Here is a 15,434-nt window from a genome sequence, read left to right on the forward strand (position 1 = left end):
TTATTATAATTGATATAACCTTATAATGTTAGGGAAACCTAGCAGCGAGCGTAATTCACGAATGCCCTGTGCTAAGTGGTTGCGACTACGTACCACGATATGAATGATGGTGTCAGTATTGCGAACATCAACAGTTTCAACACCCATATTGAGCTGGCGTAAGTGATAGATAACTTCACTGATTTGCTCGTCACTAAGGGCAATAGAGAGCTTTAAATAAGCAGGAAAACGAATCTTGCCGCTGTTTTTTAGGTCATGCTCGCCGATGTCACCTTGTTTGACTGCATTGTCATTGCGCCAACGTAATTGGATCACCTGATAAGGATTGTCTTTGCGGATATCGTCCAGTGAGAAACACTTATGTCGATGAACGACCAAACCATGACGTGATAAATGTCCTACGATAGGGTCGCCATATATCGGATGACAACAGTTGGCAAAATCAAGCTCGACGCCAGCAGCATTTGCAATCAACTGTTGCGGTTGGGTCATGTCATCGCTATGTACTTTCGCCTGTAGGTCGCTTAGCTCGTCGCTAAACAAACGTGTCACGACTAGCTGAGGAAGTAGCGTACCTGAGCTTATTTGTTCAAACAACGCATCTTTTTCAGTTAGACCGCGCCATTCAGTCAGGTCTTTCCAGTCTGCGTCTGTCAAATCATCAAAGCTTTTCTGATGCGTTCGGAGTGCACGATCTAAGGCTTGTCTGCCATGGTGTTGTTTGTCAGCGACAGACAGATCTTTGAACCAACGTAAAATCTCTTCACGGGCTTTGTTGGTCACTACAAATCCCAACCACTCGGCTTTTGGTTCTGAGTGACTGTTCACTTCTATCTCAACGGACTGTCCATTTTTTACCACGGTGCCGAGCTTTGCAGCTTTACCATCGATATTCGCACCAACGGCAACGTTACCAATCATAGGCCCAACCGCGTAGGCAAAATCTAGCGCCGTTGCGCCCTGTGGAAGCTCGTAAGCACGCCCTTGGGGACTGTAGCAAATGATTTTACTAGAGTGTAGATAATCCATCAGCTCATTAATGGTAGAGACTGCTGCTGAGAAATCAGGACTGTTTTCGTTCAGGTTGTCTTCATCGACCAAATCTTTCATGTTGCGCAATGACGCTTGGATAACCGACTGACTGACATCAGATGCGTGCTCTGCTCCGATGACCCCAAGTCTTGCAGCGCTCTGCATTTGCTTAGTCAATATAGTGACTTTTACTACATCATTATCACGCTCATAGATGAGGGTGAGGGACTGGTTACCACCTGGCAGCGGACGACGAATATTATCCGCAATATGGGTATCATCAATCTGATATTTTTTGATTAAGTAATAGGCCAGTTTGTCGCATGCTTCAATATTGTCGAGGACGATTTCAAACGCATAGTGACGCAGTAGCGCATTAATCTCACCGCGATTGCGGAAAAACTGACGATATATGACCACGCGATTGTCTAATACTTTGACCAGACCATTGAGATCCAAGTTGTTTAGCACGATACTCAAATAACGATGAATGGACTCTCTTTGAAAGTTTCGTCCAAGCCCATGCTGTAGCAGTTTATCGGACAGCTTATTGTACATATCAGAGTCTAAATTGCGATAACACAATACTTCGATATAGTCAGCAATATCATTCAGACCCATTAATCGGGCAAATGGCACATAAAAATCCAAGGTTTCTTGAGCTGTGGTACGCTGTTTTTCAGGACGTACCGCGTCAAGCGTAGACATATTATGTAGACGGTCAGCAAGCTTGATAATGAGTACACGCGGGTCGGCGAGGGTGGCGGTTAGAATTTTATGAAAGGTGGCCGCTTTATTTTGCTGCTTATTATGTGAAGATGATTTTAGTTTGGTCACACCATCAACCAGTCTTGATACAATTTCACCATAACGCTGCTTGATTTGCTCATCACTAACTTCGGTGTCTTCGACCGTATCATGCAGAATTGCTGCAATAATAGTATCTCGATCTAAGCGAAAGCCCGCTAGAATCTCAGCGACAGCGATTGGATGCGTGATATAAGGTTCCCCTGATTTGCGCTTGTCTTTAATGTGCGCAATATCTCCGAACTCACAAGCATCAACAATATCACGGCGCTCAGCAGCAGTGAGATAACCTACCGAACGTAGTAAATTATATTGAGCATCATCGACGAGGTGATGACTGAGTTTGGGTAGGGTTTGACTCATAAAATGATGATCCTATTTTCCATGACCTACTTGTTGGGCCACTTACCGAAGCAAATGGAGGCTAAATAATGACCTACCATACAAAACTTAAGGATGAGTACGCCATTCTCTAATTAATCGCAAATCGCTTTCAATGTCAACTGATAAGCGTGTGGGCGATGAAAAAATTTCACTCAGTGGTCTATTTTGGGGATAAATGGTGACCAAAATAGCCAATACATTATTATTACAACCAAAAAACCACAGCCTATGCTGTGGTCTCTATAGTTGATCAAGATGTGTATTTATTTTATAAAAACGCTATTGGCTTTATAAAATACATCTTATCAAAACAGCTTATTAGAAGCTGTGGTCGCCTGACAATGCTAAATCTAATGAGCTAGTAGCAAAATTATGCTCTGGCTGATTTAGGATATCGCGTGTGATTTTGCCAGCGGCAATTTCACGTAATGCCAATACTGTAGGCTTGTCGTTATCAACGTCAACCAACGGCTCGGCAATACCTTTGGCCAATTGACGGGCGCGTTTGCTTGCGACCAAAATTAGCTCAAAGCGATTATCAACATTATCCAAACAATCTTCAATCGTCACTCGTGCCATAAATAGCTACCTCGGTTGTTTTTATTAGTAACGGACCTTGCCCGCCACTCAATAAAAATAATATCAAAAATATAAAGGGGGATAGCTAAATATTATAGCATTTTTTGCCAAGTCGCGTAGTTGCTTTTTATATCTACTTACGAGATTAGCTGCTTGTTGCGTAGTTTACTCTTCTATCTGAGTGTTTAGCAAGTTGCTAATCGTGCGATGATAGCGCTGTTGCTGACGACCAAGCGTCTGCCTGTCGGCCACGATAATGGCTTTTAGCTCAGCTAAGGCTACGTCAAAATTATCATTGATCACTACATAGTCAGCATTCACATATTGTGCCATTTCGGTGACCGCGCCAGCTAGACGGCGCTCTATAACTTCTACAGAATCCTGCGCGCGGGTTGAGAGACGTTGACGTAATGTCGCAATGCTAGGTGGTAGAATAAAAACCATAATGGCATCGGGAAAGATATTTCTGATTTGCGTCGCGCCTTGCCAGTCAATCTCCAAAATAACGTCGATACCCGCCGCTAGCTGGGTACGGACACTTTCCTCTGACGTGCCATAGTAGTTACCAAATACTTCAGCATGCTCTAGAAATAGACCCGCATTGATACCATTGGTAAAACTATCGGTATCTGTGAAATGATAGTGCTGACCATCAATCTCGCCTGGGCGTGGTGCGCGAGTCGTATGTGAGACACTGACCGTTAAGTCATTGGTGGTAGCAAGCAACTGCTTGACCAGTGAGGTCTTGCCAGTACCTGAAGCGGCAGTAACGATGAATAATGAACCTGTCATACAATTTATCCTAATAGAAGGTGTCTTAGTAACTCGTAAAATGTATCGTAATAAATGTGTGTTGATAAAAAGTTAAGCAGTGCCTCAGTCAAAAACAAAGACTGGAAAAAATAAAAAACGCCATCATGTATGGCGATAGAAATTATAATAGATGCATTATTATAAACTGCTTTTATACAACTTAAAGCTGGTTTTGCAATATGTCGTGAGTATGCTGAGGTTTGCCTATAAAATATTGCTATGAGTAGACAGCTATTTTAGAGAGCGATAAAAGCAAATTATGCTAAAGTAGGGCATTGATTTCGCCTCAACTTTTGAATAAAAAATTCAAAAATACGTTTTAACTATAAATTATCCAATGATAGGCCTTTTTATGCAAATTTATCTTGCCAATCCCCGTGGATTTTGTGCTGGTGTGGACCGTGCAATTGCGATTGTTAATGAAGCATTGACACGTTTTGAGCCGCCTATTTATGTCCGTCACGAAGTTGTGCATAATAAGTTTGTGGTGTCAGACTTGGCCAATCGTGGTGCGGTGTTTGTTGAAGAGCTTCACGAAGTGCCAGATGGATCTGTTGTTATCTTTTCTGCTCACGGCGTGTCTAAAGCAGTTGAAGATGAGGCTGGTCGCCGTGATATTACTGTGTTTGATGCAACATGCCCGTTAGTGACTAAAGTACACATCGAAGTGGCAAAGTTCGCTCAAGATGGCATGGATGCAGTGTTGATAGGACATGCAGGACATCCGGAAGTCGAAGGTACGATGGGGCGCTTCAATCGTCGCCATGGTGGGCAGATTCATCTGGTCGAAGATGAAGGTGATGTGGCCGCATTGACTGTACAAGATGCTGAACGCTTGGCATTTGTGACTCAGACAACTTTGTCGATGGATGATACTGCGCGCGTTATCGATGCGCTACGTGAAAAATTCCCTAGTATCCAAGGCCCTCGCAAAGACGACATTTGCTATGCTACTCAAAACCGCCAAGATGCGGTAAAAGATTTGGCCAGTCGCTGTGAAGTAGTCTTGGTGGTTGGTTCGCCAAACTCATCAAACTCCAATCGCTTGCGTGAGCTTGCCGAGCGTATGAATTGCCGAGCGTACCTAATCGATAATGCCAGTGAGATGGATAAGCGTTGGTTAGATGGTGTGCAGAGTATAGGCGTGACCGCTGGTGCATCCGCGCCCGAAGTGTTGATCCAAGAAGTATTGCAACAGCTGCAAGACTGGGGTGGCGATCTACCTAGTGAACTATCTGGTATTGAAGAAAATGTAACGTTTAGTCTGCCGAAAGCGCTGCGGATTCCTGTTACTCAGGTTGGTAAGTAACTAATATTCGTGTTTGTATTTATATTTGTATGAACCATCATTGATATGGATAAGGTCGCATGAAAGAACCAAAAGCCAGATTTGTCTTGGCAGAGGCCACGCTCGCTGAAGTCAACAAACAACTAAAACTTAATATGCTAGTGATGGCAGCAGTAGTTTTTGTGTTGTTTATGAATATTATGAAGTTTATGGCAGAAAAAAGCTTTTTCTACGCGATGCTCGCAGTAGTCATGATCTGTTTGTTATTTTTCATACAAAAAGCTCGCCGTATTCTTACGCTAAGAAAACAAGAGCTTATCCATAAATAGAAATACAAGCATAAATAAAAAATACAGATGAAAGTGCCAAATATAGGATAGCTATGACTGCTTATTACAAATTTGTTAAACGAGAATTACAAGAAGACGGTGTCAGTGTGGCGCATTATCAGCCAACCAAGCATGCACAAGGTGCTTGGAATGAGCATGAGCAGCATATGGCACCAGCAACAGGCCTACTGACAGCTGAGATCAACAGCTTTGCGCCACAACCCAATACTCGTATCGCACGTGTGAGCCTTGATATCTTGGGGCTAATACCGCTTGACGATTTTACTATTACTACTCGCTGTATCCGACCGGGCAAGACTATTGAGCTGGTCGAAGCGGTCATGAGTAGCCGTGGTCGCGATGCTATCATTGCAAGAGCGTGGCGACTGATTACCCAAGATACCAGTGAGATTGCTGGACTTGAAGATCAACCAGCAGAATATAAACCTGAAGAACTGCCAGTTTGGGAAGGTATGAAAGGCTGGCCGGGCGGCTTTATCGAGAGCGTACGTCTAGTAGCGACAGAAGACCGTCGTGCTGGTCGCGGTATGGTATGGATTACCAATGATCTCGACATGATTGAAGGCGAGCCGACTGATGACTTGGTGCATCTGTTAGGTATGGTCGATACTGCCAATGGTGTTGTACCAAGATTGGGTCTTGGTTTATCTAAGTTGGAGTGGATGTTTCCCAATACTGATTTGCAAATCCATATGCATCGCTCGCCAAAAGGTCGTTGGCTCGGTATCGAGGCTGTACAACAATATGGCGATGATGGTATCGGACTGACCAGTGCAGTATTGCACGATGTACATGGGCCTTTTGGTCGTAGTGAGCAAATCCTTACTATTCGCCCGATGCCACGTTAAAAGGCTAAGAGTCAGCCATTTTATAGTTTTGAAAAATGAAATGATACGTTGTAATCAATTAATTATACAAATAATAGGGAAATGGTTTTAATAGTAGCTAACAAGACAATATTACTAAAAAGATAATATTACTAACAAGCCGATGTTAATCGACATAGAGGTTACTATGAAAACCCATACTCAATTTTCAAAAAAGCTGACGACTCTCTGGGATAGATTGATAGAAGCATATTCAGAGTAGTTGCTGTTGTTTGCACTTTGATTGCTATATCAGAAAATGACTGAGCAATTAAATAACCAAGTAAGTAAAAACCAAGCAAACAAACAACTGATACCAGAACACCGCCTTGGTAAACAAGCGCGGTGTTTTTTATTGAATAAAGATTTTGAGCTTGAATTTTTTCTCAATGCCCCTATTAGTATAGACAGTTTAACGGGATTGCATACGGCGGGTTCTCTAATATTATTAGAGCATCTTTGGTGAGTGTATCGTTATCTGATAATAGGTCTTTCATAGAATTTAAAGGAGTTTTTATGAGTGAAGCAACTCAAGCTGAAGGTCTGAATCCAGAATTAAAAAAACATACGTTTGAAGCTGAAGTGGCGCAGTTACTGCATTTGGTAACGCATTCACTATATTCTAACGCTGATATTTTTGTCCGCGAGTTGGTATCTAATGCGTCGGATGCTTGTGATAAGTTGCGCTTTGAAGGCACAAATGATGATAGCCTTTATGAAGATGATGGCGAATTAAAAATCCGCATCGCTGTTGATGAAGCTGCCAAAACTATTACCTTTACCGACAATGGTATTGGTATGAACGAAGCCGATGCAATCGAAAACTTAGGTACGATTGCTAAATCAGGCACCAAGGCGTTTTTAGACAAATTGTCTGAATCACAGAAACAAGACGGACAATTGATTGGTCAGTTCGGTGTTGGTTTTTACTCAGGTTTTATTGTGGCTGATACCATCAGTGTTGAGTCACGTAAAGCGGGCGAGCCTGCGGATAAAGGCGTGCGCTGGGTATCAGATGGTACTGGCAGCTTTACTGTTGAGCCTATTACCAAAGAAATGCGCGGTACGGCGATTACTTTGCATCTAAAAGAAGAATATAGCGAGGGCGAAGATAACTACTTAGATCGCAGCAAAATCAAGCGCTTGGTTAATAAGTACTCTGACCATATCAGCTTGCCGATTCAGATGCGTAAAGAGATTTGGCAAGAAGATGTAAAAGAAGACGAGAACGACGACACGCCTGCTGGTGGCGAGATGGTACTCACTGATGAGTGGGAAACAATCAACAAAGCCAGTGCACTATGGACTCGCTCAAGCTCTGAAATTGAAGATGATGAGTATGTCGATTTTTATAAGAATATTTCTTATGACATGGATGCGCCGCTTACTTGGACGCATAACCGTGTAGAGGGTCGCGTACAGTATACGCAGCTACTATATATCCCTAAAAAAGCGCCAGTTGATCTATACACTCGTGAGCAGCAGCATGGTCTAAAGCTATATGTGAAGCGCGTCTTTATCATGGACGAAGCTGAGCAATTGCTACCGATGTATTTGCGTTTCGTGAAAGGTGTGATTGATTCAGCAGATTTGCCATTGAACGTGAGCCGTGAGCTACTACAAGAGTCACGCGATGTAAAATCTATCCGTGATGGTAACGCTCGCCGTATCTTGACCTTACTCGCAAGTCTTGCTAATAGCGAAGACAGTGACAAGCAAGAAAAATTTGCACAGTTCTATACAGAGTTCGGTGATGTCATCAAAGAAGGTTTAGGCGAAGATGCAGGCAATCAAGAACGTATTGCTAAGCTATTGCGTTATGCAACTAGCACCCAAGACGGTCTAGTGACGAGCTTTGAAGACTACAAAGGCCGTATGAAAGATGGCCAAAAAGCCATCTATTACCTCACCGCTGATAACCTAGCCGCTGCGAAAAACAGCCCGCAACTTGAGTTATTCAAGAAAAAAGGCATCGAAGTTATCTTGATGACCAGCCGTGTTGATGAATGGGCAATGAACTTCTTGACCTCATTCGATGAGACACCGCTGCAAAACATCGCAAAAGGCGCAGTAGACCTAGGCGACTTGCAAGATGAAGCAGAAAAAGCGGAAGCGGAGAAAGCCCAAGAAACGCTAAAGCCTGTTGTTGATAAACTAAAAGCTGTATTGGGCGAGCGTGCTAAAGACGTCAAAGTGTCTACTCGTTTAGTCGATAGTCCAGCTTGTTTGGTTGTAGGTGAAGGTGAGTTATCACCACAAATGATCCAGATGCTACAACAAATGGGTCAAGACGTACCAGCAAGTAAGCCAACGCTAGAAGTAAATCCTGATCATCCACTCATTAAGAAGCTTGAGAGCAGTGAGCAATTCGATGATCTGGCGCAAGTCATTTTTGATCAAGCGTTATTGGCAGATGGTGGTCAGCTAGACGATCCAGCCGCTTACCTAAAACGCGTCAATGAGCTATTGATGAGATAATGTTTAGTAATTAGCAAAAAAGGAGGCTTTATATAAGAGGCCTCCTTTTTTATTTGAATTTTTAGCCAAATTTGAGTGAATTTTACAAATCAGCCTTATCCTCTTAACCGACAATCCGTTACAATCGCGATAGATTAGCGAGCTAAAATATTAGGCAGTGCTAGTCATCTTCTATAATCACTCCATCGTGAATTCAATATAAATCGATGTCTGCATGCTGTACAAAAAATCGTCAATTGATTGCACCGCGCGGCTGTTACATTAAGATAATTATCATTGAGTCATTTTATTTTTCTCGACTGGCTAGAGGTCTAAGTCTTTGTCACTTACGTCGTTAAAAACCGTCTCGCTTCAGCGTTTTTCGCTGAATTTCGCTGCCAATATTATTGCAACCTTGTGGATGCTAGTGGGCTCAACACGGGCTTTTTCTTGGGTTAAACCCACTTTTGTACAGTTTGCCATATTTGCATTATTGGCGCTTGGTAGTAATGTCTTGTTTTCATGGTTAGCTGCTGAAAGTGGCAGCATATTTAATGAGCAAGGATTGGTCAGTTATTTGATCTGGCCGATGATTATTTTGCTTGGTGGTATCATTTTGGCTCGGCGAGCGAGTAACCAAGCATTGGTATTTGTACCAGTAGTATTATGGTTGGTCGCTGATACATTGTCAGCTCTATTGCAGAGCTTGGTGCAGTTTTTTGGTAGCTATGGTTGGTTGCCAAATTGGAGTTATTCGTTCTTACCAGTACTGTTTTTAGTATTGTTCTTATGGCAAACGCTAGCTCTATTGTGGATTTTCTCCCGTCGTCTGCGCATACCATGGTGGGAGCGAATCATTGTATTGGTTGGCGCGGTAGCGTTGCTGACTATCTGGCAGCGTAATGTCGCAGACCAGCCGATCTTTAAGCAAATACCTGTAGAGCCTGTATTAGAAGAGGCGGCACTATATCAGCAGCCGCGCCTATTACAGCAAGCATTGGATAGTATAGACCCAAGTATCGATGGCAAAACCGACTGGTACTTTATGGGAGTGGCAGGATTCTCTGATCAAAATGTCTTTCGCTCCGAGATTAATAAAGTGCGCGAGTTGTTTGATGTACGCTTTGGTACCAGCGGGCATTCACTATCGCTGATTAATAATACTTATAGTTGGCTCGATGAGCCAATTGCTACTAAGACCAGCATTTTGCGCGGTCTAAAGAAAATCGGTCAGCAGATGAATGCTGATGAAGATGTGTTGTTCCTGACGTTGTCTTCACATGGTAATCAGGATATCGTCCAGTTGGCAAATCCGCCGCTTGCGATGGATAATTTAGATGCTACATGGTTGCGTGATGCGCTAGACGCATCTGGTATTCGTTGGCGTGTGATTGTGGTGTCTGCTTGCTACTCAGGTTCGTTTATTGACGAATTGGCATCGCCAACCACGGTAGTTATTACTGCATCAGCCGCTGACAAAGCATCGTTTGGCTGCACCAACACAGCTGAGATGACCTATTTTGGTCAAGCATTTTTTGCTGAAAGCCTACGAGGGAATATCAGTTTTGAGTCGGCTTTTAAGGATGCCAGTATACGGGTCAATGAGCGTGAGAGCGCCATGGGCTTTGAGCCATCGGAGCCGCAAATGGTCATTGGTAGCTTAATGGAGACGGCATTGCCTGCGTTTGAGCAAGTATTGTTTGATAAGGCGCGCCCATCCGTTGCTAGTATTACAAATAATGCTACTTCTACAACGGTTAATATTCCACCTGACAGTGCTACTAATCTATCGGTAGACGAAATAGAAATAGCCGTTGAATAAGCACAAAGTAAGATTTAGCATTTAATAAATTCCAATATTAGATTTACTATTAGATGATAAGCATTTATTAAACATCACCATTGGTTCTATTTTGAATAAAAGGATATCACTCATGCAAAATTCCTATAGTCATAGTTTATCTACCAATAAACAGCTTACCCAAAAAAGCGTGAATCGTTGCTTTAACGGTGAGCAGCATTATTATAGTCACGAGTCGACATCTACCAAAACCTCTATGACGTTTAGTATTTATCTACCTGATGAAGCCTTGGCTGGACGACGTTGTCCTGCGATATTGTACCTATCAGGTTTGACATGTAATGCTGATAATGTCACTCATAAAGCGCATTTTCAGCAAAAATGCAGCGAGCTTGGTATGATACTTATCGCACCTGATACTTCGCCTAGAAGTAGTGAAGACAGCGATGTACCAAACGATGATCGCTATTTTGTCGGGCAAGGCGCTAGCTATTATGTTGACGCGACCCAAGCGCCTTGGTCAGATAACTTCAATATGCAAAGCTATATCGTTGATGAGCTATATGACTTACTACGTTCAGAGTTTCCTATTCACAGTATCGGTGTCACAGGACACTCAATGGGTGGTCACGGCGCATTATTGCTAGGGTTTAAGTTCCCAAGTAAGTTTGTCAGCGTATCGGCTTTATCGCCAGTATGTGCGGCGAGTGAGTCTGCATGGGGGCAAGCCGCTTACATAGAGTATTTCGGTGATGATAAGTCTCTATGGGCACAAGCGGACGCCTCACAGATGATTGAAAAGGTCGGTCAGCAGTATTCGAGCATTTTGGTTGATCAAGGCGCAGCTGATAACTTCTTAGCAGAAGGCCAGCTACAGACCTCTAAACTACAAGATGCTTGTGCAAAAGCCGAACAGCCCTTAACATTACGCTATCAAGCGGGGCATGACCACAGCTATTATTTTATCCAAACGGTGATTAATGATCATATCGAACATCATTGGCATATGGCTCAAATGAGCTAAGATGTCCTGCAGATGACCGTGATACATTTTTCGATATTCCATTCATGCTCAGAAGGTGATTTTTATGGCAAGTTATCAAGATTTGACAGCTTCTAATTCAAAGAATAAGTCAGCAGATACGAGCTCTACAAAAGCGACTATGCAAGCTGATATGGATGCTGCTCTACAAAAAAAACAACGTAGCATTGATTATAGTGATGAAGTGTCTCAAGCTAAGTCAGAAGAGCTGATTGCAAAAACCGCCAACGATGCTGGCGATAGAGTACTTGATGATGTACAAATATCTCGCGTGATAGAGATGGCATGGGAAGATAGAACGCCATTTGGTGCCATAGAGCATAGCTACGGTCTCGATGAGACTGGAGTTATTAAACTCATGCGCCAAGAGTTAAAGCCGTCATCTTTTCGCTTATGGCGTCAGAGAGTAAGCAATCGTGCTACCAAGCATGAAGCAAAGCGCTCTTTTGAAGTTGGCCGTGCTTATTGCAAAACTCAATACAAGCAGCGCTAAACCATTAAGTATTTAACATCAGTACATAAAGGGCTTGCAATATATGTGAGCCAATTAGGATTTTCTTTTTAATTTATCAATATCTTATATAAACATGAATTAGGTAGCTCAATTATGAACAGTCCTGCTAAACCTTATCTTATTGCACCGTCGATACTCTCAGCTGATTTCGCGCGGTTGGGCGAAGAAGTGGAGAAGGTACTAGAGTCGGGTGCCGATGTGATTCATTTTGATGTGATGGATAACCATTACGTACCCAATTTGACGTTTGGTAGCATGATTTGTAAGGCATTGCGTGACTATGGTGTTGAAGCGCCAATTGATGTACATCTGATGGTTTCACCTGTCGATAGTATGATCGAGCAGTTTTTGGAAGCGGGTGCTAGTATCATTACCTTCCATCCTGAAGCCAGCGCTCATATCGATCGCTCACTTCAGTTGATCAAAGATGGCGGTGCAGAGTGTGGTTTGGTATTGAATCCAGCGACACCACTACATTATCTTGATTATGTCATGGATAAAGTAGATCAAATTTTATTAATGAGTGTGAACCCAGGCTATGGTGGACAGTCGTTTATCGATAGTACTTTAGACAAAGTCCGTCAAGTACGTCAGCGTATTATTACCAGTGGTCGAGATATTCGATTGGAAGTTGATGGCGGTATCAAAGCCAGTAATATACGTGCGATTGCTGAAGCAGGTGCTGATATGTTCGTTGCGGGTTCTGCGATTTTTAATCAAGAAGATTATAAAACGGCTATCGATGAGATGCGCGCAGAGTTGTTATTAGCCAACAACAGCTAGCGAGTGTTGTATGGTTAATAAACGCTATTAGCCATACAATAATAATATTAGAATGTGCTGTATAACTTATGACTATATAGTTAATCCGATATAAAAGAGCTACAGCGTTAACCTCGCTTGAAGTATCACAGTTACATCTGCACTCAGTTGCCTTTTATCTCTTTTAAATTGAATCAACTATATATAACGGTCAGTCACGTAAAGGTGAAATATGGACACAAACAATTCTAGCAGTTCAACAGAACCTTCTGAGCAAGCAGGCTCTCATGAAGCGTTGAACCAGCAGGCTAAGCAATCACTTGAAAGTGAAACACCGCAGCGCAGCTTGGTGCCTAGAGGTATTACCATTGGCTTAGCGATGTTTGCACTGGTACTTAGCTTGGCAGGTTATGGCTTTCGCCTGATGGTGGGTGATGATGTTGAAACCGTGCTGCGTCATGCAGCGGTCATTGTGCCTGCATTTATGCTAGGCATTCCGCTGTTTTTTTGGGTAGGCTCTCGCATACTTAATAAAGTTAAAGGCTTGCATATCGAGAGTTGGAATGCGATTAGTTTGGGTTATTTGACTTCTTGTATATCGATGCTATGGCTGATGGGTACTTATAGTTAAGTTGTTTAGCTGCAGATATAATGCTTTTTCGCGTCTCTATTATTTATTCGCGCCTATATTGTTTATTCGCGCTTACATAACGTCGTAATATTTTATATTTTTTAATCATTAAGCCATGTTCTACAAGCATGACTGGAATTTTATATGAGAATCGTACCAGCCAGTATTGCTAAAGTTATCTATCCTAAAGATTTACCAGATGGCTTATTTACCAGCTTAATTCTCGCTTGTTTGTTAATGGGGTTGGCGTCACTACGTCACGGAACTGATTTACAAGGTTGGCTAAATGTCATTGAGAATTGGCTGCTTATGCTGCTGATATTGCCCACTGCGACGGCTACCGTTGCACTGCCATTTAAATACCGTGATCCCACCCTTGAGCTAAAGCTGGTCTATTACCTTGGGATGTTCGTTGCTTTCTTATTTACATTAGGAAAATTACGTTATTGGCACTAATATATACAAATGACATGGCATTCAAGTTTGCTTTTACAGCGAAGACTTATGTGACAGCCCTTGAATTCCAGTGTTAAAGCGTCCATTGTATGAGTAAGACAGATTTACCCGCGTTACTGTAAGACGATAGATTTGCCGAATGAGTTTATTTTTAAGAAATGACTGCTTTGCAATGACTAGTTTCTCTACCAGTACTAAACGGGATAATAAGGAACACATTAATGCCATACGATATCGATAATGATATAGAAGTAGATAACGAGAATAGCGATCAGTTTGCAGGATTTGCCAAAGAAACCACGTTAGAGTTGGTGGAAGCAGATGATGGCAGATTGTTATTGCGTGATGCTGAACAAGATGAAGCGCCGCTGATGACTATCGATTTTTCTGACAAACTAAAAGAACTACTTGGTAGTGATACTCAAGCCATTGGTCAACACATGATTCATGCTGCGATTCAGGTCATTATGCAAAAGCAGATGAGTAAGTGGCACGCTCATGTATATGATAAAGAACCAACACACTACAGCTGATTTTTAGTTATCTTTGAGTACCAGTTAAAGCAAATACCAGTCAAAGCGAATGATTGAAGATATAGTTTAGCAACATGAAGCTACAGCAATAAAAAAAAGGGTTTATCAACTGATAAACCCTTTTTTTGTTCAAATAACTTCTTTATAGAAAGTATTTATAAAAATGCCTTCTACAAATGATGGCAGTTATTTGATTTTAGCTTCTTTAAAGATCACATGCTGGCGTACTTTTGGATCAAACTTTTTGATTTCCATTTTGCCAGGCATAGTGCGCTTGTTTTTAGTAGTGGTGTAGTAATACCCAGTACCAGCTGTTGATACTAATTTAATTTTATCTCTCATGATAGCTTTCCTGTAAATGAGGGGTCTTCAAACGATAGGTACGTGTCTCAAAGAGTGAGTTGCCACAATTAATGTAGCAAAACAGCAGCCTAAATGATGAGAGTCATCATCCAGCTGCTATTTTTAACTTAAACTTTTTGACCTTGTGCGCGTAGATCCGCTAACACTTTATCGATACCAAGTTTGTCAATAATGCGCATACCTTTGGTAGACACACGTAGACGTACAAAGCGGTTTTCAGACTCTACCCAAAAACGATGGTTGTGAAGGTTTGGTAGAAAGCGACGACGGGTTTTGTTGTTTGCATGCGAAACATTATTACCCACCATAGGGCGCTTTCCAGTCACTTGGCAAACTCGAGACATGGCGAACTCCTAATCTATGAGGTATGAGTTTTTCTCATACCAGTCTGGGCAAGTTGCACGTTTTTGCGGCATGGACACAGCAAGCGGCAGCTTTGCACCAAACAAAACTATATGAAGGTTGAGCTGGTTTTGCTGCTATCTAAAGGCAAATAACAGGCTGACCAATTCAGAAAATTTTAAAGCCGACATTTATACCATAAAACAGATGAATACTCAAATATTTTTACAATAACTGTCGAATTAAAGGAGGGCTATTATACCCTGAAATGAGCGCTCTATGTTGTTGATTGTTTAATAGTAAAGATTAATTTTTAGTTGTAAGTTATAACAAAAGTCAGTAAAGTTGCTGTTATATATTTAATACAATCTGTTAATACGCCAGTATTACTGTAAATCTATGTATCATTACCAA

General features: G+C 42.0%; 16 protein-coding genes. 11 read left to right on the forward strand and 5 right to left on the reverse strand.

What is annotated here, in order from left to right; translation table 11 throughout:
• Nucleotides 1-3: 3 nt before the first annotated feature.
• The 3 genes from Q0788_RS07325 to gmk all read right to left on the reverse strand — a co-directional run bounded on the left by Q0788_RS07325 (nt 4) and on the right by gmk (nt 3,594).
• Complete coding sequence (locus Q0788_RS07325; protein WP_057761397.1) at nt 4-2,202, reverse strand: HD domain-containing protein; 2,199 nt, start codon at nt 2,200-2,202, stop codon at nt 4-6.
• A 339-nt stretch (nt 2,203-2,541) separates the two neighbouring features.
• On the reverse strand, nt 2,542-2,802 hold the full coding sequence (rpoZ, locus tag Q0788_RS07330) for a DNA-directed RNA polymerase subunit omega (RefSeq protein ID WP_057761396.1): 261 nt from the start codon (nt 2,800-2,802) through the stop codon (nt 2,542-2,544).
• Between the two features lie 165 nt (nt 2,803-2,967).
• The gene (gene gmk / locus Q0788_RS07335; protein ID WP_298809166.1) at nt 2,968-3,594 is read right to left on the reverse strand and encodes a guanylate kinase; all 627 of its coding nucleotides are present in this window, start codon (nt 3,592-3,594) and stop codon (nt 2,968-2,970) included.
• Between the two features lie 373 nt (nt 3,595-3,967).
• On the opposite strand from gmk, the gene ispH reads away from it, so the two are divergent.
• The 11 genes from ispH (at nt 3,968) to Q0788_RS07390 (ending at nt 14,315) form a co-directional block, all read left to right on the forward strand.
• On the forward strand, nt 3,968-4,924 hold the full coding sequence (gene ispH / locus Q0788_RS07340) for a 4-hydroxy-3-methylbut-2-enyl diphosphate reductase (RefSeq protein WP_102091898.1): 957 nt from the start codon (nt 3,968-3,970) through the stop codon (nt 4,922-4,924).
• 59 nt (nt 4,925-4,983) lie between these two features.
• Entirely contained in the window at nt 4,984-5,232 is a 249-nt protein-coding gene (locus Q0788_RS07345) for a hypothetical protein (RefSeq protein WP_057761390.1), read from the forward strand.
• Between the two features lie 53 nt (nt 5,233-5,285).
• Nucleotides 5,286-6,101, forward strand: coding sequence for a thioesterase family protein (locus Q0788_RS07350; protein ID WP_298809172.1), 816 nt, complete (start codon nt 5,286-5,288; stop codon nt 6,099-6,101).
• 534 nt (nt 6,102-6,635) lie between these two features.
• The gene (gene htpG, locus Q0788_RS07355) at nt 6,636-8,597 is read left to right on the forward strand and encodes a molecular chaperone HtpG (protein WP_298809174.1); all 1,962 of its coding nucleotides are present in this window, start codon (nt 6,636-6,638) and stop codon (nt 8,595-8,597) included.
• A gap of 319 nt (nt 8,598-8,916) precedes the next feature.
• The gene (locus tag Q0788_RS07360; protein ID WP_298809176.1) at nt 8,917-10,398 is read left to right on the forward strand and encodes a C13 family peptidase; all 1,482 of its coding nucleotides are present in this window, start codon (nt 8,917-8,919) and stop codon (nt 10,396-10,398) included.
• Between the two features lie 112 nt (nt 10,399-10,510).
• A complete protein-coding gene (gene fghA / locus Q0788_RS07365) occupies nt 10,511-11,401 on the forward strand; it encodes an S-formylglutathione hydrolase (protein WP_298809178.1) in 891 nt (296 codons plus the stop codon).
• A 229-nt stretch (nt 11,402-11,630) separates the two neighbouring features.
• Nucleotides 11,631-11,912, forward strand: a complete 282-nt coding sequence (locus Q0788_RS13890; protein ID WP_367179716.1) for a TIGR03643 family protein — start codon at nt 11,631-11,633, stop codon at nt 11,910-11,912.
• A gap of 114 nt (nt 11,913-12,026) precedes the next feature.
• Nucleotides 12,027-12,716 (forward strand): ribulose-phosphate 3-epimerase, encoded by a 690-nt coding sequence (rpe, locus tag Q0788_RS07375; RefSeq protein WP_101205795.1) that lies wholly within the window; start codon nt 12,027-12,029, stop codon nt 12,714-12,716.
• A 211-nt stretch (nt 12,717-12,927) separates the two neighbouring features.
• Complete coding sequence (locus Q0788_RS07380) at nt 12,928-13,326, forward strand: hypothetical protein (protein WP_298809182.1); 399 nt, start codon at nt 12,928-12,930, stop codon at nt 13,324-13,326.
• 144 nt (nt 13,327-13,470) lie between these two features.
• Complete coding sequence (locus Q0788_RS07385) at nt 13,471-13,782, forward strand: hypothetical protein (protein ID WP_298809185.1); 312 nt, start codon at nt 13,471-13,473, stop codon at nt 13,780-13,782.
• 221 nt (nt 13,783-14,003) lie between these two features.
• The gene (locus Q0788_RS07390; protein ID WP_201548793.1) at nt 14,004-14,315 is read left to right on the forward strand and encodes a hypothetical protein; all 312 of its coding nucleotides are present in this window, start codon (nt 14,004-14,006) and stop codon (nt 14,313-14,315) included.
• Nucleotides 14,316-14,501: 186 nt separating this feature from the next.
• On the opposite strand, the gene rpmG is transcribed toward Q0788_RS07390, so the two are convergent.
• Complete coding sequence (rpmG, locus tag Q0788_RS07395; protein ID WP_010201403.1) at nt 14,502-14,657, reverse strand: 50S ribosomal protein L33; 156 nt, start codon at nt 14,655-14,657, stop codon at nt 14,502-14,504.
• 128 nt (nt 14,658-14,785) lie between these two features.
• The gene (rpmB, locus tag Q0788_RS07400) at nt 14,786-15,022 is read right to left on the reverse strand and encodes a 50S ribosomal protein L28 (protein WP_057761372.1); all 237 of its coding nucleotides are present in this window, start codon (nt 15,020-15,022) and stop codon (nt 14,786-14,788) included.
• Nucleotides 15,023-15,434 lie beyond the last annotated feature (412 nt).

The organism is uncultured Psychrobacter sp., assembly GCF_947500265.1.
Taxonomy (GTDB): domain Bacteria; phylum Pseudomonadota; class Gammaproteobacteria; order Pseudomonadales; family Moraxellaceae; genus Psychrobacter.